This window comes from Leptolyngbya sp. ST-U4, assembly GCF_039962215.1.
Taxonomy (GTDB): domain Bacteria; phylum Cyanobacteriota; class Cyanobacteriia; order Elainellales; family Elainellaceae; genus Leptolyngbya_A.
On record NZ_JAMPKZ010000001.1, the window covers coordinates 557,981 to 578,717 of the forward strand.

Here is a 20,737-nt window from a genome sequence, read left to right on the forward strand (position 1 = left end):
CGTCCTCCGCTATGACAGACCAAGCTGCCAATTCAATCGAAAATTCACGATCGCAGAGGGATTCTACGGTCGCGTTGTTGATTTCCCGCTTTTTACACTGGAAGTCGAGTTGCTTTGCAAGTAACTTCCTCGCTTTGGCAATCTCTGCTTAACCAATATGACTGCTAGTCGTGATTTACTCAGTATTCGTTCCCCGGGTTTCTCCCTTCCTCTAGCTCCTCTAGCAGAGGAATTCTCCATGCCTTATCTAGATGCTGTTATTGGTGCAGCAATTTTTGATCTGAGCGGTCTGCCTAAAGAATATCTAGCCTCTCAGGAAAATCCTGATTTGAGCTGGGTGCAGGCTATTTTTCAGGCACTCGGCTTGCAGTCCCTGCTTGGATCTTCTCTGCGATTAGAGGGACTGCGCTATGCAGTTGCACATGGCATCGAGTTTCAGGCGATCGTTGTCCGGCAGGAGGCTTGTTACACCGCTTTGCTAATTCGCAGCAGCGAGGCTCAGCTTGATCCGCAGTTTATTCAATGGGCAAAACAACTTGAACCCACCAGCCTAAAAGGAAATTTGCGCTTCATCTCAAAGTAATTTCAGGCGGACGAGTCAGCGCAGCCTCTCTGCTGCCCAACAAATTCACAGCAGCTTTATCAGATCGGTTCAGCATTACAAGCAAAAACTTCCGGGTTGCGACTGCTCACGATCGGAAGCTGACCCTCTACAATAGGGATGAAGTTTTGTGAACTTAGTCGATGGTCTCTTCTCAATCTCAACCAACCGTAAATCCTAGCCTGCCAGAACCCAAGTTTGGCTTCAACGCTTATGCAGAAAAGCTTAATGGTCGAGCTGCGATGATTGGTTTCGTCGCAACGATCGCGATCGAATATTTCACGGGACAAGGGTTATTGTCCTGGCTGGGATTAATTTAGTAGTGAGTGAGTAAGGAAGGGAGTAGGTGAGTCAGGAAGCGAACGGGTGAAAGGGGATCATGACAGGTTGAACGGCGCAGGAACCGAGTGAAACCAGGTCAAAATTTCAACTCTTGGGACAGTTCTGCTGCTCTACCCCGCTTCACTTGCGATTCCAAAATGACTCCATAAAGCGGACTGGTTCGCATTAGCTCTTCGTGGGTTCCCTGGGCGACGAGTCTGCCTTTGTCCATCAGCAGAATGCGATCGGCGTTGCGAACGGTGCTAATGCGCTGAGCAATCACGAAAGACGTGCAGGTTTTGCGGCGCATCAGATCATCGAGGGCGGTTTGAATTTCGTTAGCGGTGCGAGCATCAACAGCTGAGGTGCTGTCATCCAAAATGAGGATGCTGTAGCTGGTGAGCAGGGTGCGGGCGATCGCGATTCGCTGTTTTTGTCCGCCAGATAAGCCAATGCCCCGTTCTCCAACGATCGTGCTGTAACCGTCGGGCAGGCTAGTGATGAAGTCGTGCATTTGAGCGGTTTTGGCGACGGAGATCACTTCCTCCAGGGTAGCTTCGGGCTTGGCATAGGCAATATTTTCGCGAATCGTGCCGGAGAATAGCGTGGTTTCCTGAAAGACGGTGCCAATCTTCGATCGCAGGCTGTTGAGCTGAAAATCGCGCACATCTCGTCCGTCGATTCGCACGCCTCCCTGGGTAACGTCATAAAATCGCGGGATCAGGTTCATGATCGTGCTTTTGCCCGATCCAGTCATGCCTAAAATCGCGATCAGTTCCCTGGGTTTGGTTTCAAACGAAATCCCCTTGAGTGCTTCCGTACTGGCACCGGGATAGCGAAACCAAACATTTTCAAAGGTGATTCTGCCGCCGCAGGTCTCAAACAAAACGGCATTGGGGCGATCGCGAATTTCCACCGCCGCATCAACCACTTCATACACCCTTTCTGCCGAAGCCACCGCCTGGGCAATAGCGGGAGCCGCAAACCCAATCAGCAAAATTGGCTGCAAAATCAGCAGCAGGTAAGAATTAAACGCCACCAGTTGACCGATCGAAAACCTGCCGTCAATCACTGCCGCGCCACCATAGCCAATGACCACGACCGTGACCAGATTGCTCAGCAGAAAAATGTAGGGAAACGTATTGCGAATCGCCCGAATCGTCTGCATATTGGTTTGGATCAGGCGATCGTTCAGTCGCGTATAGCGATCGGATTCCGGCTGTTCACGCACAAAGGCTTTCACAACTCGCACACCAAACAGATTTTCTTGCAGCACCGCATTCAGATCGCCTAACTGCTCCTGCACCCGCCGAAACAAATCGCTATTGCGGGTGAGAAATTGCGCCATGAGCCAGGCAGACATGGGCACAACGGTGAGCGTAATCAGGGCAAGCTCCCAGTTCATCAAAATTAGAATGGTGGCGATCGTAATCAGCGTCACCAAGCCACTAATCACCTGGATCAAACTGGTGCTGAGAAACGATCGAATCTGCTCGATATCGCTGGTGACGCGGGTTAGAAGCTGGGACGTTTGCGATCGATCGTGATAGCTAAAGCTAAGGTTTTGAATCTTGCCAAAAATCCGATTTCGTAGATCGTAAGCCACCCCCTGCGATGCCGCTTCTGCCCAGTAGCTTTGCCCAAAGTTGAACAGTCCCCGCGCGATCGCCGCCAGCACCATTGCCCCAGCGCACAGCAGAACCACCCTGGAATTTTGCGCTGCAATGCCGCGATCGATCCCCCACCGAAACAATTGAGGCGTGACTGCATAGGCAGCCGTCAGCAGCAAAGAACTGAGCAACGCGCCGCTTGCCAGCCAACGATAGTGTCTGAGACTGCCCAACACGCGCAGCAGCGAATTCATGGAAGATTGGGGGTGAGGAGAAGAAGTCAAAGCAAACGCCTCAATACGCGAAATAACTGAAACTCACTCAAACTGACTGAAACTTACTGAAACAGAAAGCCCGACAGCAGCAGGGGCAGCAGCAGCAGCGCGAAAATTGCCACCACGACAGTCACTGGCTCGATTCGGATCGTATTTTTGTCAATATTTTGCTCCATCTTGCGGTTCGCTTTTCGATCGAGGCTAGGCATGGGGTTGCTCCTGCGCTGTGTGAAGGTTGCGTTGCACGGGGTCAAGGTCTAAAACCGTTTTGCTTACTTAGACCTTCTATTATGATTGGTCAGCAGATTTCTCAACTGCTTCGCTTGTCCAAAGACGATCGGCTGTCGGCTTAAAGCTTTTCAAACACCACCGAAAAATTATTGGCAGGCATTTCCCAGGTTTTGAGAAACGACAAGCCTTCTGCCGCTGCTGCCGCCACCACCGCTTCCAGATCACGCACGCCCCAGTCTGGATTCTGCATCTGCAAGCTCTGATCAAACGCGGCATTACTCGGGGCCGTATGCCTGCCGTTCTGCCGATAGGGACCGTACAGATACAAAATTCCACCCCCTGGCAACAAACGAGACACGCCTGCCATCAGTCCCAGCGTTGCAGACCAGGGCGAGATGTGGATCATATTGATGTTGACGATCGCCCGAATCGGATTTCGGTTCAGGTTAAGTCCTTGCAGCTCCTCGGGGAGGGGATTTTGCTCTACTGCCCACACCGGATCGCGGACATCCAGAGCAATTGGCGGATAGAGATTTTCAGCCGGGATTTGCTGTCGCCATGCCGCAATACTGGCACGGGCTTGCGGATTAGGATCAGAAGGCAGCCACAAACGCGGAGCAAGCCGGGGCGCAAAAAAAACAGCGTGTTCCCCCGTCCCGCTCGAAATCTCCAAAACCGTTCCATCCGGCGGCAACACCTGACGCAGCACATTTAAGATCGGCTCACGGTTTCGCTCAGTTGCCGGGGCATATTGACGGGCATCAGGAAAAGACATTGGGGTTTAGCGTGGCATAGTTTTCACTCATCCTACTGTTCTAACGCTTTTACTTTCCTCCTCCCCTCATCTCCCCATCTCTTCAAGAAACCGCTCAACCTCCTCTCGGGTTGGCATCGAAGGCTGCGCCCCCGTCTGGGTAACAGAAAGGGCAGCAACCGCAGCCGCTTGAATCAGAGCCGCTTGAAGCGACAAACCGCTTGCGAGTCCAGCCGCAAGTCCCCCGTTAAAGGCATCTCCTGCCGCAACCGTATCAATTGCTTGCACCGGAAAGGCTTCGATCGCAAACGCCTCTGTTGCGGTCTGAACCCATGCCCCCTGTTTGCCGCGCTTGATTACCACTGTCTGCACGCCGCGCTGATGTAGAATTTGTCCGGCACGAACCACCTCAGCTTCGGTGTCGATCGCAAACCCCACAAGCTGACTGGCTTCCACCTGGTTTGGCGTCAGAATATCAATCAGCGAGTAAAGTTCAGCGGGGAAATCCGATTGGGCTGGAGCCGGATCGAGAATTACTGGGATGCCTGCCTGTTTTGCCGCCTGAGCTGCTGCCTCGATGGCTGCCAGAGGTACCTCAAGCTGAAGCAGCAGTACCTTTGCGTCCGACAAAACCGATCGCAGACGATGCACCTCTGCCTCGCCAACCTGTCCGTTTGCACCAGAAATCACAATGATCTGATTCTCGCTGGCATCATCGACGGTAATCAGCGCCACGCCCGAATGACTCGCCTCATCGATCGCTACACCTTCGCAGTGAACACCATCGCTCTGAAGGGATTGAAGCAGCGTTTGCCCAAACCGATCGCCCCCCACTCGCCCAATCAAGTGCGTTGAAATGCCAAGCCGAGCGGCTGCCACTGCTTGATTTGCGCCCTTACCGCCTGGAATCGTCTCAAACGAGTATCCGGTCAATGTTTCACCGGGCATCGGGAGCCGAGGTGTTCGGGCAACCAGATCGAGATTAAGGCTACCAAAGACAATGACACTCATGCGGAATACTCATACGGCAAAATTATGGGGCAAAACTGGGAAAAAGCGCGATCGAAAACGGCAAACGAGCGGGGAATGGAGCAGTTGAGGGGCGATCGGCACTCAAAAGCATTTCTTTCGACGGAGGGCTGTTTACATTAGACCTTTGGAAAGAGGGTTGAGGCAAATCAAGCTTTTTATGCTGATCGTCGTACCGTTCTTCCTACAAAGGATTATCCCATGGCAGCTAAAGAAGAAAAGAGCAAGCCGACTGCTGAAGATCAGCATGAAAAGCATAATCAAAAAGCCAAAGAGAATGCGGCTGAATCGCGTGCAAAAGCAAAAGACAAAACTGACGGTGAAGCGAAGCACGTAGAGAAAGACGATCAGAAAGAAAAGCACAATCAAAAAGCAAAGGAAAACACGGCTGAATCGCGCCCAGAGTCGAAAGGCAAAAAAGACGATCACACAAAAGCCAGCAAGAACGACCCTGCGAAAGCAGAAAAGTCTCACTCTGAGAACGAAATCGATGAAGCACAAGAGCTAGACGGTTTGCTCGAAATCTTTGCCGCACACAACATTACCGAAATGGATGCGGAAGTCGCAGTCGGCATGATCGACGAATGGTACGACATCCTGCATAAGTCCAAAGACGAGTCCTACAAAGAAGTTGCTGCGAACCTGAAACAGCTTAAAAAGTTGCTGTCGGGCAAGAAAGACCAGAGCGAAGACGTTATCGAACTACTGGACGAACTGGGCGAACAAACCGACGAACTCGCTAACGAGGCTCAGCGCGGCTACAAGGGCAAACTGCACAAGCTGGGCAATGCGTTCCGTCATGCAGCTCAGTCGATCGATGAAGCGCTCGATGTGGACGACGACGAAATCGAAGAAGACGACGAAATCTAAGGCAATGCGAGAACCCTAAGCCGCACTGTTTTTAAGTTTTTAAGCCTGAATAGATGGCGATTCGTGCGGCGATTCGTCTAGCGATTAAACAATCAAACTGCATCTAACCCCATCCTCGGAGGTACGGCTAAGCTGTATCTCCTTTTTTGTGTCTTTTGCCTCGCTTTTGCCTCGCTTTTGCAGGGCTGAAGCTTGCATTCGTGCCATTGCCGCTCTGGGGCTGGAGTAGGATGAAAGAGACAATCTCGTCAGGGATTTACCCAGCATCAAGGAATCAAGCAAACCGCATGGGTCATCCAGCTCCAGCCAAAATTTATCAGGGCGAAACGATCGCCGCTATTGCCACAGCCGTTGTGCCTCAGCAGGGCAGCGTTAGCATTGTGCGGCTTTCAGGTCGAGGGGCACTGGCGATCGCCCGATCGCTGTTTGATGCACCTGGAAATCAGACCTGGGAAAGTCACCGCATTCTTTATGGGCAGGTGCGCCATCCCCAAACCCGGCAGGGGATCGATGAAGCGTTGCTGATGCTGATGCTCTCTCCCCGTTCCTATACTCGTGAAGACGTGGTGGAATTTCACTGTCACGGCGGCATGATGGCAGTGCAGCAGGTGCTTCAGCTTTGCCTGGAGCAGGGCGCAAGACTGGCACAGCCCGGAGAATTCACACTGCGAGCGTTTCTCAATGGTCGGATCGATCTCACCCAGGCAGAAAGCATTTCCGATCTGGTAGGGGCACAGTCTACCCAGGCTGCCCAAACCGCACTGGCAGGACTTCAGGGCAAGCTAGCCCAGCCCATTCGCCACCTGCGATCGATCGGTCTGGAAATTCTGGCAGAAGTCGAAGCCCGGATTGATTTTGAGGACGATCTGCCGCCGCTCGACGAAGACTGGATTCGGGTACAAATTGATGAAGTTCGGCGATCGGTTCAGCAAATTCTTGCGACAGCCGATCGAGGAGAACTGCTGCGAACGGGCGTGAAGGTGGCGATCGTGGGTCGTCCCAATGTCGGCAAATCCAGTTTGCTCAATGCCTGGAGCCGTACCGATCGCGCCATCGTCACGGATCTACCCGGAACCACCCGCGACGTGGTGGAATCTTATCTGGTGGTGCAGGGCATTCCGGTTCAGGTACTCGACACCGCAGGCATTCGGGAAGCCGCTGATCGCGTCGAGCAAATCGGCGTCGAACGATCGCACCAAGCCGCCCAGACTGCCGATCTGGTTCTGCTAACCGTTGATGCTGAAGCAGGCTGGACCGCAGAAGACCTCGAAATTTATCAGCAGGTCAAGCACCGTCCGCTCATTCTGGTGCTCAATAAAATTGACCTCATTGATACCCTGCCCGACCTTCCTGCCGGACACCCAATCGTTAAAACCGCCGCTGCCCAGCAAAAAGGTATTGAAGATTTAGAGAAGGCGATCGTTGCTATTATTCACGCAGATCAACTTCAGGCAGCGAACCTCGACTTTGCCATCAACCAGCGACAAGCTGCCGCCCTCACCCGCGCCCAGAGCGCACTCGCCCAAGTTCAGGAGACGATCGCCGCTCAATTGCCACTCGATTTTTGGACGATCGATTTGCGCTCAGCAATCCAGGCTCTAGGAGAAATTACCGGAGAAGAAGTGACCGAAGCTGTGCTGGATCAAATCTTTAGCAAGTTCTGCATCGGCAAGTAACTTCACTCTTTAAACCGTCCCAGATTACCTAGATGGGTCGAGAAAGCTGCTTCGCAGTGCCCTTACAGCCAGGAAACTTCAGGCAAACCGCAGGCTTCGTCGCCCCCGATTGCTTTTTGCCCAAACAAGGTATGCTATTGCATAGCTTCAGCACGATCTGCGTTTCTTCTTTCGCTGATTGCCCCGATATCTCCTATGCCAGAATTAATCGCTTATCTGGGACCCACAGGAACCTATACCGAGAGTGCTGCGATTGCTTGCGCTCAGTGGTTGTCCCAAACCAAGGGCATAACGCTGCCTTTAATGCCTTACCCCAGCATTGCTCAAGCGATTCGTGCTGTCGCACAGCAAGAAGTCCCGGTTGCCGTCGTCCCAGTCGAAAATTCAACCGAGGGCAGTGTTCGGATGACGCTTGATACGGTCTGGCAGTTTGACGCGCTCCAAATTCAGCAGGCACTTGTTTTGCCGATTTCCCATGCGCTGCTGTCCCGTGCGTCCGGGTTAGAGGCGATCGAAATCGTCTACTCTCACCCACAAGCAATTTCCCAATGTCAGGGCTGGCTCGAAAAATTTCTGCCCACGGCTCAGCTGATTCCAACCAACTCCACCACAGAAGCACTCCAGCACTTGGACAACCCGCACATCGGTGCAATTTCGTCTGAGCGAGCGGCTCACCTTTATAATTTGCCAATCTTGGCTCATCCCATTAACGACCTGCCTGACAACTGCACCCGCTTCTGGATTATCAGCCTCGAACCTGCCTCTACTGGAAAACACACTTCGCTTGCCTTCAATCTGCCTGCCAACGTGCCCGGTTCTTTAGTGAAGACGCTGGATGTGCTGGCAAGACGCAATATTAACCTTAGCCGCATTGAATCTCGCCCCACAAAGCGAGCCATTGGAGATTACTTGTTTTTTGTGGATCTAGAAGCCGATTTGCAGTCCGAGGCAGTGCAGTCTGCCCTAGCAGAACTAAGAAGCTGCACCGAAACTCTGAAGATCTTCGGCAGCTACAACATTCAGACCGTAGTCAATGGACAGCTAAAGCCAGAGTGAGTTGATCACAACAGGATCACACACGGGCACAACAGTCTTAACACCGGGCTTTCTTAACGCTGTAGTTGGTTAAGCAGAAGGCGATCGAGTCATAGAAATCAAGTCACAGAAATTGAGTGACAAAAGTTGTTTCGCACTTCTTAATCAATTTGGCTTCCTGAGTGCAGCAGGTCGAATGCTATTGAAACACGTCCTTCAACGCAGTCCGAGCAGCAAGATGATTCCGAGTCGAAGTAAGAATTTCAGCTTCTCGCTCTAGTCGGGCTACCGTGTCCTGCAATTCCAGAAGAGCTTGCTGTTCCTGAGGAACGCCCTGCAGATTCGACGCCACCCAGTAGGACAGCTCGATCGGCGAACTGGGAATATCGTCCGGCAGTTCAATTTCCTGCCCGGTTAACTTTGTGGAAAGTTTCACCACATCTTCTAAAAGCTGATTCACATCTCCTGCAAGACCTCGTAAATCTTGCTCTGACGGGTGATCCTCGATCCACTCGACCAAGCCCACGTAATAGGGTCGCTCCCGCACGTATTCCAGCACCCGAAACCGCTGCTGCCCGATCGTCTCAACATACATTCGATCGTCTGAGGTACGCTTATGCTGAACAATCTCGGCGCAGCATCCAATTCCAGAAACATTCCCCTCCGCCGGATCAACCATCAGCACTCCAAAGCGACGATCGCCCTGAAGAACCGTATTCATCAGGATCCGATAGCGAAACTCAAAGATATGAAGGGGGAGGCGACGACCAGGAAATAAAACAACTTCGGGAAGGGGAAAGAGGGGCAGTTCACGAACGGCGATCGATGAGGAAAAAGTCATTGCAGTCTCTATCCCTAACGGCAAACAGATACGTTTTAACCCCAGTGGGCAGCTTCGCACCCGCAAAGGTCTAATGCAAAAAGAGTAGCCATCTTGAAAGATTAAGCTACTCTTCACAGTCTATCGTATTCGTGAAGGCAATCCCAAGCGGAGAGCTCGACGATTTACAGCTTCACTTCAATGTCCACGCCTGCGGGCAGATCCAGCTTCATCAACGCATCGATCGTCTTAGATGAAGGCTGGTAAATGTCAATAATACGGCGGTGCGTCCGGGTTTCAAAGTGCTCCCGCGAGTCTTTGTCTACGTGCGGCGATCGCAGCAAGCAGTAAATCCGACGCTTCGTGGGGAGAGGAATTGGACCGATCGCAGTCGCATTGGTGCGGTTTGCCGTGTCTACAATCTTTTCGCAGGAAGTATCCAGTAAGCGGCGATCGAACGCCTTCAGTCGAATCCGAATTTTTTGCTGTTGAATCGTTGCCATGAGCGTTCCCGTTAAGTTGTCTAGGTTCAGTTTGTCGGTTCAATCTGGTTTAATCCAGAGAGGCGGCTTTGCAGCGTGTCGCCTGATCTAGTGTACTGCTTTATGGAAATTTTGGAGAGGAGTTGTCTGAGCAGGTATTGCCACAGGATGGGTACACCCTGCATCGCCCCCTAAATCCCTCAATACTAGGGGAATGGGACTTTCACGGCGTCAAAGAAGAACAGCAGCCAGCCCAAAGACCAACTGCTGCCCATGTTTTATTCAAACGATTGCCCTAAGACTCAATCTTGAATTACTTGAGGATCTTAGAAACCACGCCTGCACCGATCGTCCGACCGCCCTCACGGATTGCGAAGCGCATTCCCTGCTCAATTGCGATCGGGTTGATCAGCTTCACATTCATTTTGATACGATCGCCAGGCATCACCATTTCGGCGTTGCTGCCGTCGTCTGCGGTGAAGGATTCGATCGAACCCGTCACGTCAGTTGTCCGTACATAGAACTGGGGCTTGTAGCCTGCGAAGAACGGCGTCTTACGACCACCTTCTTTCTCGGTCAGAACGTACACTTCACCCTCAAATTCGGTGTGAGGCGTAATCGAACCGGGCTTCGCCAGCACCATGCCACGCTCGATGTCTTCTTTCTTCAGACCCCGCAGCAGCAGACCCGCGTTGTCCCCTGCCATCCCTTCTTCGAGACTCTTCTTGAACATCTCGATTCCGGTCACAGTTGTATTACGGGTGTCGCGAATGCCAACCAATTCAATGTTGTCGCCAATCTTCACCTTTCCACGCTCGATCCGTCCAGTTGCGACCGTTCCCCGACCCGTGATCGTGAATACGTCCTCAACCGCCATCAGGAAGGGCTTGTCCACATCCCGCTCAGGCGTGGGAATGAAGGAGTCTACCGCATCCATCAGTTCGTAGATCTTGTCAACCCAGTCATTTTCGCCGCGACCCGTCTTCGGATTAGCGATCATCGCTTCCAGAGCCTTCAGGCCGGAACCACGCACGATCGGCAGATCATCACCGGGGAACTCGTATTCGCTGAGCAGTTCGCGCAGTTCGAGTTCAACCAGTTCGAGCAATTCTTCGTCATCCACCATGTCTACCTTGTTCAGGAAGACCACGATGCTGGGTACGCCGACCTGCTTCGCCAGCAGAATGTGCTCCTTGGTTTGGGGCATTGCACCGTCGGTCGCTGCTACCACCAGGATTGCACCGTCCATCTGTGCTGCACCCGTGATCATGTTCTTCACGTAGTCAGCGTGTCCCGGACAGTCCACATGGGCGTAGTGCCGATTTTCAGTTTCGTACTCTACGTGAGCGGTGTTGATCGTAATACCCCGTGCCTTCTCTTCGGGAGCCGCATCGATTTCATCGTATTTTCTCGCTTGCGCCTGTCCAAGAGCAGCCAGGGTCATTGTGATCGCAGCCGTCAGCGTGGTTTTGCCGTGGTCAACGTGACCGATCGTACCGATGTTGACGTGGGGTTTAGTCCGTTCAAACTTTGCGCGTGCCATGTATCTATCCGTTCCTCTTTACTGACTATGCGTTCCCTTTGCTCTTTGCGATGATGGTTTCAGCCACGTTACGAGGAACCTCGTCGTAGTTGCTGAATTCCATCGTGAATATGCCGCGACCCTGGGTTTTAGACCGGATATCGGTAGCATATCCAAACATCTCTGCGAGAGGGACTTTAGAAGTCACCTTTGCAATTCCCTGCTCGGTGTCCTGTCCTTCGATTTGACCTCTTCGAGAGTTAAGGTCGCCAATGACGTTTCCAATGAAGTCTTCGGGAACTTCGACCTCAACTTTCATCATAGGCTCTAACAGAACAGGCGATGCCTTCATCACAGCATCCTTGATTGCCATTGAGCCAGCAATCTTGAAAGCCATTTCAGAAGAGTCAACCTCGTGGAACGACCCATCTACTAATCTTACCTTCAAGTCAATCACTGGATACCCAGCAATGATGCCGGACTCGCAGGCTTCTTTCATCCCTTGCTCAGCCGGGGCAACATATTCTTTTGGAATCGCACCGCCGACGACCTTCGAGACAAATTCAAAGCCCGATCCTGGTTTACCCGGTTCGACCTCAATGACCACATGACCGTACTGACCCTTACCGCCGCTCTGACGCACGAATTTGCCTTCCGTCCGAACAGGTTTACGAATGGTTTCACGGTATGCCACCTGAGGCGCACCAATGTTTGCCTCAACCTTGTATTCCCGCTTCATTCGATCGACCAGGATGTCCAGGTGAAGCTCACCCATTCCGGCAATCTCGGTTTGATTCGTTTCGGGATTAACCGTAACGCGGAAGGTGGGATCCTCCTCCGACAGAGCTTGCAGTGCTTTGGAGAGCTTGTCCATGTCCTGCTTAGTCTTCGGCTCAACTGCAACCGAGATCACGGGCTCAGGAACGAACAGCGATTCCAGGATGATGGTTGAGTTCTCGTCGCAGATCGTGTCTCCGGTAAAGGTGTCCTTCAGTCCAAGAGCTGCACCGAGATCGCCTGCCCGCAGTTCGTCTACTTCCTGGCGATCGTCTGCCTTCAGTATGATCAGGCGCGAAATCCGCTCTTTCTTGCCCTTCGTTGCATTGTAGACATAGCTGCCCTTCGTCAGAACACCAGAATACACGCGCACAAAGGTCAAGCGACCGTAAGGGTCTGCCATGATCTTGAACGCCAGCGCAGACAGCGGCTCATTGTCGTTTGCATGACGCACTGCTTCGCTGCCATCGGGCAGGGTGCCCTGAATCGGAGGGACTTCAGAAGGCGCAGGCAGATAGTCAATCACCGCATCCAGCATGAGCTGCACGCCCTTATTCTTAAAGGCAGAACCGCACAGCATGGGGACGATCGTTCCCGCAATAGTTCCCTTTCTTAAACCTGCCCGAATCTCGTCTTCGGTAAGTTCTTCGCCGCCCAGGTACTTTTCGATTAATTTGTCGTCAGTTTCGGCAACAGATTCGATCAGCTTTGTGCGATATTCCTGCACCAGATCTTGCATCTCTTCCGGGATATCCGTGACTTGAACATCCGTACCGAGATCGTTGGCGTGGATATATGCCTTCATCCGCACCAGATCTACAATGCCGCGCAGCTGGTCTTCAGCCCCGATCGGAAGTTGAATCGGCACAGCGTTTGCCCGCAGGCGATCGACTACCTGGCTGTAAACCTTGTAGAAATTCGCGCCCGTCCGATCCATCTTATTAACGAAGATGAAGCGAGGCACTCTATAGCGATCGGCTTGCCGCCAAACAGTTTCTGTCTGGGGTTGAACGCCGCCGACTGAGCAAAGCACAGTAATTACACCGTCCAGCACCCGCATCGATCGCTCGACTTCGATAGTGAAGTCTACGTGACCCGGCGTGTCGATGATATTAATGCGATATTCGGGTTCACCGGGCATCGGCTGAGTTGGATCATCAGGATTTCGACGAGTCCACTGCGTACTGATTGCAGCAGCCGTAATCGTGATGCCCCGTTCCCGTTCCTGTTCCATCCAGTCGGTGACGGCAGTTCCTTCGTGAACCTCACCCATCTTGTGAACCACACCGGAGTAAAACAGAATTCGTTCAGTTGTCGTCGTTTTACCCGCGTCGATATGCGCGGCAATGCCAATGTTTCTCACCCGTTCTAGCGGGACGGTCCGTGCCACAGCTACCTCCTTAGTCTCTGCTGCATCTTTATGCTTAGCGACAAGCACTGTTAAGATTCTATACTTTTGTCCCTGGCTCTGTGTAGTTTCTGCGAACTCTCACGATTGCGGATTTCCAACCTTATTGGATGGGTATCCTCACCAATCGCAAGCGGCAAGTGATTCAGCTTAGTGAACTGGGCGGGCAAGATGCCTACTCCCCAGGAAACACTGCTGGTGCAAATCACTCGCCTGACTGCGATCGCAATCTCGCCAGAGCAAATTTAGTAACGGTAGTGGGCGAACGCTTTGTTAGCTTCTGCCATCCGGTGGGTTTCTTCCCGCTTTTTGATTGTGCTGCCTGTTTCGTTAGCGGCATCCATCAGTTCGTTTGCCAGACGGCTTGCCATCGATTTGCCGGGACGCGCTCGGGAATAGGTCGTAAGCCAGCGCAGGGCCAGTGCCGTGCCGCGATCGGAGCGAACTTCCATCGGAACCTGATAAGTTGCACCACCCACCCGGCGAGCTTTCACTTCGACCAGGGGAGTGGCATTTTTGATTGCCCGCTCAAACACTTCAAGCGGTTCGTTGCCCGTGCGATCCTGAATAATCTTGAACGCATCGTAAACAATTCGGTAAGAGATGGATTTCTTGCCGCTTCTCATCAGGCGGACGACCATCATATTAACGAGGCGGCTGTTGTGTACCGGATCGGGCGGAGTTGGGCGTTTTTGAACAGTTGTACGACGAGACATAAGCTTTGACCTTGATCTTGCTTGACTTTGATTGCGGAGCCGCCCTTAAGGACAGCAGGTTTTTAGGTTTTTACAGGGAGTACAGTTTACCGAAGAAATACAGGAAACGCATCGCTTCGGCTGGTCTCCCCAATAGTTTTTTTGTCCGCTCAGCCGCATGAGCAGGAAATGGTCCCACACATTGCTTCAAGCAGCCCAGGCAATCAGGACTGCTTAAAGAGTCGAACGTTAAACAGTTAGAGCATAAAGCTGAGCAGTAGACTGCAGGCATTTGCAGAACTCAGATTGCTCAGCAGACAGCGACGAGACGCAGCGAAACATTGATGAACTATCTACTTAGTTGCTGCCTTGGGACGCTTCGCGCCGTACTTCGATCGACCCTGCTTGCGGTCTTTCACGCCTGCGGTGTCCAGCGTTCCACGGATAATGTGATAGCGAACGCCCGGAAGGTCTTTAACCCGTCCACCCCGAATCATAACAACCGAGTGTTCCTGCAAGTTGTGACCAATACCGGGGATATATGCCGTAACTTCAAATCCCGAAGTAAGGCGAACCCGCGCCACCTTCCGCAGGGCTGAGTTCGGCTTTTTGGGCGTAGTCGTGTAAACCCTCGTGCAGACGCCACGACGCTGAGGGCAGCTCTTCAAAGCTGGGGACTTGGTTTTCTTAGTAATTTTCTGGCGTTCGGTGTGGATTAGCTGCTGAATCGTTGGCATGAGTTAGAGCAGGTCTTGCCGCTTGAGTATTTTCCTAAAGTTTTCACAGTCTACTAATATATCAATTTTATTGAAAATCCGTCAATTCTGCCGATCGGGTTTGTGTGGTCATCTCAAGCTGCTCCCCTAACCCCCTCATTCTGAAAGAAGTGAGCCAGAGCACTACTGGCTTTCAAAGTTCTCCCAAATCGGGAATTTCGAGAGCAATTCAGGAGGTCAAAGACTCCTCAACCTACCTCCCAGTGAGAGAACTGCCTGATTATCGATCGCCTCACCTACAACCTCTTCATTCTCCTGAAGAGCGATCGCACCAAACTGAGCAAAGTATCGGTTGAGCCGCGGTGGAAATTCTGGGAAATAAAATTGACTGTCTCCCTTCGCAATATCTGCCCAAAAATATCTGAGGGAGGGTACGTATTGCTCAGCCGCTTCCAGAGGCAAATTCAAAGGAGGTTGGGTCAGAAGCTTGAGCATAAAGGAGCGCGATCGATCGCCCATCCATTCCCGCGAAGTGTGAGATAAATCTGGGAAACCGGGAACCGATGTAATGTGATGGGATTGGATTTCGAGCTGGGTGTCGTGCGTGCTTTGCAGTTCTCCGTTAGGGGAATCATCCTGGTAGAATTCGAGCACTCGATAGGGATGGGGATAGCTGACCAGAGAACCCGTTGTAATTTCGTAGAGATTTCCTTGCTGCGCGACATCCTGAACGTGCAGATGCCCGGTTAATAAAAGCTGTACGCCTGCCTGTCGCAGTAGAGCCAGCAGTTCCGGCGCGTTGGATAGCATATATCGCTGCCCCATCGGGTTTTGGGACTGTCCGGGCAGATGCTCTAGGACATTATGATGTACCATCACCAGAACAAATTCGCCTGCTGTTTCAGATAACACCTGCTGAAGCCAGGCGAACTGATTGTCGTCTAAACGACCTGTGGCTATTTGCTGTCCGGCAGCATCGAAGAAATTAGAATTTAGCCCGATCAGCCGCACTCCGGGCAGCAGTTTGCAGGTGTAGTAGGGTTGGTTGGGATCGCTGTAGCCAAATTTCTGGTAGTAGTGGGGAAACTCTTTGAGTCCGATCGATTTATCAGTTGCAAAAGCGTGAGGAATATCGTGATTGCCAGGAATCACATAGGCAGGAAACGGCAGCCGCGAAAGGCGATCGGCGAGCCAGGCATGATTTTCCGGTTCACCGTGCTGAGTCAGATCACCAGGTAGCAGCAGGAAATCTAAGTCGAGCTGGGTGAGGTGATCCAGAACTTGTTCGATCGCCGGAATGCTGACTTCGACCAGATGAAAGCGGTGGGGCGAATCCCAAATTGTGTGAGGTAAAGCGATGTGAGGATCGCTGATAATTCCAAAACGAAAGCGGAGCGACATGAAATTTTGAATATTAAAAGGCTTGGTGCGAGTATAACTTCTGGACGGGGAGCTTGAAAATTAGGGATATCGTGCGAGTTGCAATGATTTGAATCTCGATGGCTTGTCGGATCGGTTGCTTGAATGCCCCGCTCCAAAAGGCAAGATGATCATTTCACAAGAAGCCCGAATTGAAGCTTCACAAGAAGCCCGGATAAGGTTGTTGATTACATGCATTCTGAGGGAGCGGATTGCATTGGTCGATTCAGCGATCGATTAGGCTAGGAAAGGTATGAACGCAGCCTGGTATGGCATGAGGGATATTTGAGGAGGTGAAGGGTACTCCATTGCTCCCCAAATCCTTCAACACCAGGGGACTTTGAAAGCGTGAGACGCTGGTAGCGAAAGACGTTGGTAGTGAGAGACGTTGAGGTAGATTTGTGGCAACCGTTCGAGTGCGTCAGCATGTTAATCCGCTTAGCGATAAGTATCAGCAGCCTGCGCCTGTGCCTGAGTGGGAGAAGGTTTATGCGGATCTGAATCAGCCGCTGCATCTGGATATTGGCTGCGCGCGGGGTCAGTTTGTGCTGGAGATGGCGCAGCAGTTTCCCCAGTGGAATTTTCTAGGACTCGAAATCAGGGAACCGCTCGTCATCCAGGCAAATAAGCTGCGCGAGGAAGTGGGTTTGACGAATCTCCACTATTTGTTTTGTAATGCGAATAATTCAGCGCGATCGCTCCTTCAGTCCCTACCGGCAAACGTTTTACAGCGTGTCAGCATTCAGTTTCCCGATCCTTGGTTTAAAAAGCGACACCAGAAGCGGCGAGTGGTGCAGCCAGAACTTGTGGCAGAACTGGCAAAATTTTTAATTCCAGGGGGAACAGTGTTTTTGCAGTCGGATGTGGAAGCGGTGGCGATCGAGATGAGCGATCGGTTTCAGGAGCATCCAGCATTTGTGCGGCAGAGTCAGGAGTGGCTAGCAGAGAATCCGCTGGGAATTCAGACCGAACGGGAGCGATCGACCCTGGAGCGAGGAGAACCTGTTTATCGTGCTGTGTTTGAGCGGGCAAGTCGTTAAATCCAGGAGGGAAACCACCGACGCAGGGCGATCGCTTCAGGGGTCAGCGGCAGTCCGAGGTAGAGCGGCATCCAGAAGATAAAGGCAATCAGCAGCGTTAGTAAAACCCCAAGCGCAGTTACTTTCCGCCAGTAAACCGAACTTTGCAGCCAGCGATCGAGGATAAAGGCGAGTGCCAGAATCGCGAATATCAGCGACGGCATATAGTGATACAGAAACGTGCAGCGTTTGACGCTGAGCCAGGGAAGCAGGTTCGCTGCCCAACTGAGGGCAAGATAGGCAACGATCCAGCGAGTTGAGTTAGGTCGAAAGGCTGACCCTGATTCATCCGGTTGAGGGCGGATCATTTGCCGAAGCTGAACCAGAAACACACCCAAAAAGAGCAGAATGGCGAGCGTGGAAAACCACCAGAGCAGGGGATTTCCCATTGCATGAACATCAAAGACAAAGTTGCTCTGACCGGGAACCGCAGCCACTCCCGCAATCACTGCCGGATCGTTCGGAGAGGAACCGACCTGGTAAAAATAGGCAACCGGACGAAACATCACTAACCAGCTAAACCAGAGCGAGCAATAGGGATGCGCCTCTAAACCGCCAACACGACGGTGATAGTCATAGGTTTGGTACTGAAGTTCCCAGAAATTGAGAGCAGAGCCATCGACCTGCATATAGGGAATCCAGCTTACGTAATAAGTAAGCGCGGGGACGATCGCCAGCGGAATCAAAAAATGTCCGAGGTGGAGCTGGGTTAGCTTTTGCAGAGGAAGCTGCGTTTCAGCAAAACCTTGAGTTGGGAATCGCCATTGCCAGAGCCATGCCCCTATCCAAAGCAGGTAGATTCCCAGCAGAAAGCCCAGCCCGTTCCATTTGATCGCTGCCGTTGCGCCAAACCAAACGCCTGCAAAAATTAGCCAGAGCCATCGTCTGAGCGATTCCGTTTGCAGAGCCGCCAGAAACGCCGACTGTCCCAGCAGTCCAAACAGCACCAGGTAGATATTATTCAGCGCGTAGCGAGACTCGACCAGAAATAAACCGTCGATCGCCATTAGAAACCCGGCAATCAGGGCAAAACTACGGCGATGGGTGATTTGATAGGCGATCGCCGCCCCAATCAGCGGAATGAAAGCTCCAGTCACCGCATTCAGCCAGCGATAGCTAAACGGAGAAACCGTCAGACCTGCCAAGCCGTTTTTGACTTCGCCGCTCCAGGGCAGCTTTTCGCCCAGCCAGATGCCAAAAGCAATGATGTAGGTGCTCAGGGGCGGATGTCCGGTAAAGATGATTTCTTCCTTCAACCAGTTACTTGCAAACTTGGCGTAGTAGACCTCATCAAACACCAGGGTATTAAAACGGCTCAATTCCCAGAACCGCAGCCCCAGAGAACCAAGAAAGATTAAAACGAGACCCAAGCTAAACCAGGGAAAAGCGTCAGAGCCAGGCTTGGGTTTTAAGGCGATCGAAGGCATGGTCGCAACAAGGGAGGAAACGGCTAGGGAAAAACACCCTAAACAAACATCCCAATTGTGCCTTCTTCGGGGAATAACCGGAAGTCGTTTGGGTCGATCGCAAGCAGTTTGGCCTGAACAATTTTTCTCCTTTAAAAAAGGAAAGGCACACTCTCTGTGTGCCCAAAGTTCACCACCCAAACTTTAATTTCTGAATCGATCGTTGAACCAGAAAGCAGAAGATTGTTAACGGCTATTTCTAAAATAATGCTCAATCTGGGGTTAAGAACCAGTTATTAAGCAAGCGTTTCGGGACAATAGCCTAAGCCCTGCACAAACTGTTTGCGGAAGTCCTCAATTTCGCTGCGATCGGGGTTTCCATGCGACACAACTGCCACCTGATATCGACGCATTACCTCCACTGGAGTCTGCCCGGTCTCTAGTCCCCAGAGCGCCATTCTTACGCGAATCTCAGGTTCGTAAGGAATACCTAGCTCGTTGAGAAACGATCGAAAGTCTCCATCGTCTTGAGCGTCGAGTGGGCGGCTTAGCTTTACCTTAATGACCCAACCATCAATTTGATGAATCACCGTGACAAAGCGAACAGGGAGCCAGGGCATTGAATGGAGATATTCCACGATTCTCAATGTCAGGCTGGCATTTGCGAGGTAGTAGATATAATCCATAACTTCTTGTCGTATCCTGCAAATGCTACTCTTTAATCTTCTCGTCATAGTCCCAGAAGGAATAGGGGAAAAGCCCCCTAACCTGCATAGGGAATTTCACCCAACTTGATGACCATTGGGTTAGTTTATCGATCGTTTCAAAAAGACCTGACGCAATGCCTGAAAATTCTGATCTCCTGCTGGAATCCTACGACTACGTTTTGCCACCAGAGCGGATTGCTCAAAATCCAGCCGTGCCGCGCGATAGTTCCCGGTTGCTGGTTGTGGGTACGAAAGACTATCAGCATCGCAGTTTCCGCGATCTGCCCGAACTGCTTCAGCCGGGAGATTTGCTAGTGCTCAACAACACTCGCGTGATTCCTGCCCGTTTGTTTGGACGAAAGCCGAATGGCGGCAACGTTGAAGTTTTGCTGTTAGAAGAACAGCCTCAGATCAATCAATGGCTTGCTCTGGTAAAACCAGGTCGGCGGGTGAAGGTGGGGACGCAAATCGAGTTTTGGGGCAACGAAATTCCCGAAATATCTGAGCATTCTCCAGATGAAAATTCTCCTGGTTTTGCCGCAAACGAAACCGATCGACCTCGCCCCAAACTAACAGCAAAGGTATTAGCCGTTGAACCCGCAACCGGGGGACGCTATCTGGAATTTGACTTGCCGCCCGGTCAATCGCTGCTGCCGCTGTTGGCGGATCTGGGTCATGTGCCTTTGCCGCCCTATATCCATGAGTCTGAAGCGGATGCGGAGCAATATCAAACTGTTTATGCCGATCGCCCCGGTTCTGCGGCGGCTCCAACGGCAGGACTGCACTTTACCCCAGAACTGCTGCAACGGTTAGATGAAGCCGGGATTCAGCGCGCCTTTATTACGCTCCATGTGGGAGTGGGCACATTTCGTCCAGTCGAGTCGAGCGACATTACGCAGCACCAGATGCACGGCGAATGGCTGGAGATTCCTGTCGAAACCGTAGACAAGATTCAGCAAACCCAGGCGAACGGAGGACGAGTGATTGCAGTCGGCACAACAGCCGTGCGATCGCTCGAAGGGGCAGCCGCTCAAACCGGAACCCTGCAACCCTACTGCGGCAAAACGAATTTGTACATCTATCCCGGCTTTCAGTGGCGCGTGGTCGAAGGGCTAATTACCAACTTCCATTTGCCCAAGTCGAGTTTAATGATGCTCGTGAGTGCTTTGATTGGGCGACAACGACTTCTCGATCTGTATCAAATGGCGATCGAGGAGGAGTATCGTTTTTATTCCTTTGGAGATGCGATGCTGATTTTGCCAGAAGCCCGCTTGACCTGAGAGCTGATTAGTTCATCAAAACTT

Annotated in this window: 20 protein-coding genes; 7 read left to right on the forward strand and 13 right to left on the reverse strand. The window is 52.0% G+C overall.

Annotated elements, in window-relative coordinates; all coding sequences use genetic code 11:
- The first annotated feature begins 238 nt into the window (after positions 1 to 238).
- On the forward strand, positions 239 to 583 hold the full coding sequence (locus NDA02_RS02415; RefSeq protein ID WP_190791325.1) for a hypothetical protein: 345 nt from the start codon (positions 239 to 241) through the stop codon (positions 581 to 583).
- 161 nt (positions 584 to 744) lie between these two features.
- Positions 745 to 921, forward strand: coding sequence for a chlorophyll a/b-binding protein (locus NDA02_RS02420; RefSeq protein ID WP_190791326.1), 177 nt, complete (start codon positions 745 to 747; stop codon positions 919 to 921).
- A gap of 98 nt (positions 922 to 1,019) precedes the next feature.
- Here the strand turns inward: NDA02_RS02420 and NDA02_RS02425 are convergent, their stop codons facing one another.
- The 4 genes from NDA02_RS02425 to rbsK all read right to left on the reverse strand — a co-directional run bounded on the left by NDA02_RS02425 (position 1,020) and on the right by rbsK (position 4,803).
- Entirely contained in the window at positions 1,020 to 2,786 is a 1,767-nt protein-coding gene (locus tag NDA02_RS02425) for an ABC transporter ATP-binding protein (protein ID WP_190791335.1), read from the reverse strand.
- 83 nt (positions 2,787 to 2,869) lie between these two features.
- Positions 2,870 to 3,016 carry a hypothetical protein gene (locus tag NDA02_RS02430; protein ID WP_190791336.1) on the reverse strand — a complete coding sequence of 49 codons (147 nt, stop codon included), beginning with the start codon at positions 3,014 to 3,016 and terminating at the stop codon, positions 2,870 to 2,872.
- Between the two features lie 140 nt (positions 3,017 to 3,156).
- Entirely contained in the window at positions 3,157 to 3,813 is a 657-nt protein-coding gene (locus tag NDA02_RS02435; RefSeq protein WP_190791327.1) for a DUF938 domain-containing protein, read from the reverse strand.
- Positions 3,814 to 3,879: 66 nt separating this feature from the next.
- Positions 3,880 to 4,803: a ribokinase gene (gene rbsK / locus NDA02_RS02440; protein ID WP_190791328.1), complete on the reverse strand. Its 924-nt coding sequence runs from the start codon at positions 4,801 to 4,803 to the stop codon at positions 3,880 to 3,882.
- A 219-nt stretch (positions 4,804 to 5,022) separates the two neighbouring features.
- Here rbsK and NDA02_RS02445 point away from each other — a divergent pair, with 219 nt between their 5' ends.
- From NDA02_RS02445 to pheA, 3 genes are all read left to right on the forward strand, one after another.
- Entirely contained in the window at positions 5,023 to 5,691 is a 669-nt protein-coding gene (locus NDA02_RS02445; protein WP_348254346.1) for a hypothetical protein, read from the forward strand.
- A 287-nt stretch (positions 5,692 to 5,978) separates the two neighbouring features.
- Entirely contained in the window at positions 5,979 to 7,367 is a 1,389-nt protein-coding gene (mnmE, locus tag NDA02_RS02450; RefSeq protein WP_190791330.1) for a tRNA uridine-5-carboxymethylaminomethyl(34) synthesis GTPase MnmE, read from the forward strand.
- Positions 7,368 to 7,562: 195 nt separating this feature from the next.
- Positions 7,563 to 8,423, forward strand: coding sequence for a prephenate dehydratase (pheA, locus tag NDA02_RS02455; protein ID WP_190791331.1), 861 nt, complete (start codon positions 7,563 to 7,565; stop codon positions 8,421 to 8,423).
- A gap of 178 nt (positions 8,424 to 8,601) precedes the next feature.
- Here pheA and NDA02_RS02460 read toward each other — a convergent pair whose 3' ends face one another.
- The 7 genes from NDA02_RS02460 to NDA02_RS02490 form a co-directional block, all read right to left on the reverse strand.
- Positions 8,602 to 9,243 carry an LON peptidase substrate-binding domain-containing protein gene (locus tag NDA02_RS02460; RefSeq protein ID WP_190791332.1) on the reverse strand — a complete coding sequence of 214 codons (642 nt, stop codon included), beginning with the start codon at positions 9,241 to 9,243 and terminating at the stop codon, positions 8,602 to 8,604.
- 164 nt (positions 9,244 to 9,407) lie between these two features.
- Positions 9,408 to 9,725, reverse strand: a complete 318-nt coding sequence (gene rpsJ / locus NDA02_RS02465; protein WP_058882368.1) for a 30S ribosomal protein S10 — start codon at positions 9,723 to 9,725, stop codon at positions 9,408 to 9,410.
- 292 nt (positions 9,726 to 10,017) lie between these two features.
- The gene (tuf, locus tag NDA02_RS02470) at positions 10,018 to 11,247 is read right to left on the reverse strand and encodes an elongation factor Tu (protein ID WP_190791333.1); all 1,230 of its coding nucleotides are present in this window, start codon (positions 11,245 to 11,247) and stop codon (positions 10,018 to 10,020) included.
- 25 nt (positions 11,248 to 11,272) lie between these two features.
- Complete coding sequence (gene fusA / locus NDA02_RS02475; protein WP_348245939.1) at positions 11,273 to 13,393, reverse strand: elongation factor G; 2,121 nt, start codon at positions 13,391 to 13,393, stop codon at positions 11,273 to 11,275.
- Positions 13,394 to 13,656: 263 nt separating this feature from the next.
- Entirely contained in the window at positions 13,657 to 14,127 is a 471-nt protein-coding gene (gene rpsG / locus NDA02_RS02480; protein ID WP_190790287.1) for a 30S ribosomal protein S7, read from the reverse strand.
- Positions 14,128 to 14,459: 332 nt separating this feature from the next.
- Positions 14,460 to 14,843, reverse strand: coding sequence for a 30S ribosomal protein S12 (gene rpsL / locus NDA02_RS02485; RefSeq protein ID WP_190790286.1), 384 nt, complete (start codon positions 14,841 to 14,843; stop codon positions 14,460 to 14,462).
- Positions 14,844 to 15,059: 216 nt separating this feature from the next.
- Positions 15,060 to 16,223 carry a metallophosphoesterase gene (locus tag NDA02_RS02490; protein ID WP_348254348.1) on the reverse strand — a complete coding sequence of 388 codons (1,164 nt, stop codon included), beginning with the start codon at positions 16,221 to 16,223 and terminating at the stop codon, positions 15,060 to 15,062.
- A 419-nt stretch (positions 16,224 to 16,642) separates the two neighbouring features.
- Here NDA02_RS02490 and trmB point away from each other — a divergent pair, with 419 nt between their 5' ends.
- On the forward strand, positions 16,643 to 17,281 hold the full coding sequence (trmB, locus tag NDA02_RS02495) for a tRNA (guanosine(46)-N7)-methyltransferase TrmB (RefSeq protein WP_190790283.1): 639 nt from the start codon (positions 16,643 to 16,645) through the stop codon (positions 17,279 to 17,281).
- Here trmB and NDA02_RS02500 read toward each other — a convergent pair.
- Both NDA02_RS02500 and NDA02_RS02505 read right to left on the reverse strand, forming a co-directional pair.
- Positions 17,278 to 18,747, reverse strand: coding sequence for a phospholipid carrier-dependent glycosyltransferase (locus NDA02_RS02500; protein ID WP_348245946.1), 1,470 nt, complete (start codon positions 18,745 to 18,747; stop codon positions 17,278 to 17,280). The genes trmB and NDA02_RS02500 overlap by 4 nt on opposite strands.
- Positions 18,748 to 19,022: 275 nt before the next feature.
- Positions 19,023 to 19,412: a hypothetical protein gene (locus NDA02_RS02505; protein ID WP_190789621.1), complete on the reverse strand. Its 390-nt coding sequence runs from the start codon at positions 19,410 to 19,412 to the stop codon at positions 19,023 to 19,025.
- Positions 19,413 to 19,567: 155 nt separating this feature from the next.
- Between NDA02_RS02505 and queA the strand changes: the two genes are divergently transcribed.
- Entirely contained in the window at positions 19,568 to 20,713 is a 1,146-nt protein-coding gene (gene queA / locus NDA02_RS02510) for a tRNA preQ1(34) S-adenosylmethionine ribosyltransferase-isomerase QueA (RefSeq protein WP_190789622.1), read from the forward strand.
- Positions 20,714 to 20,737 lie beyond the last annotated feature (24 nt).